Raw genomic sequence first — 432 nt, 5'->3', positions numbered from 1 at the left:
TAATGTATGTTGCTAAAATCTTGCGCAATTCGATGGGCAAGTCTAAAGCTGATAAGTCATCTAATTCTTTAAAAATTTCTTTCATATCTATTTCCCCTCTACTTTAAACTAACTTCTTTGACATCTTCAGCCCAAACTTCGATGACATCATAACTTTTGAACTTATAGCGACCGCGTGGGTTGACTAACTGATACAAATGTCTGAACTGAATCTTATTCGCAATCTCTATCGTAGGAACAACAAGACTAATCAATTTAACTGAGCCATCATCTTTTGGCATCGAAAGAAATACTTCGTACCCGATTGACTTATCTGAAAAGACTGGGGCGTTTTTACCGAGTCCACTGAAAAAATAGGTCTCTTACTTTTAATAAAGTGAAAACCGAGGAATCGCTCATTAATTTGAGCGAATTCCTCGGTTATTTTGTGTT

1 protein-coding gene is annotated in these 432 nt (G+C 36.1%); it reads right to left on the bottom strand.

Annotated elements, in window-relative coordinates:
• Nucleotides 1-98 precede the first annotated feature (98 nt).
• On the bottom strand, nucleotides 99-281 hold the full coding sequence (locus B7695_RS06980; RefSeq protein ID WP_239822270.1) for a hypothetical protein: 183 nt from the start codon (nucleotides 279-281) through the stop codon (nucleotides 99-101).
• Between the last annotated feature and the right edge of the window lie 151 nt (nucleotides 282-432).

Source organism: Streptococcus mitis, assembly GCF_002096845.1.
GTDB classification, from domain to species: Bacteria; Bacillota; Bacilli; order Lactobacillales; family Streptococcaceae; genus Streptococcus; species Streptococcus mitis_A.
The sequence above is the reverse complement of the archived record's forward strand: the minus strand, read 5'-3'. Positions and strand labels throughout refer to the sequence as shown.

Excerpts from the sequence above, each read along its gene's own strand:
- B7695_RS06980 (WP_239822270.1), bottom strand. The coding sequence starts at position 281 with ATGCCAAAAGATGATGGCTCAGTTAAATTGATTAGTCTTGTTGTTCCT.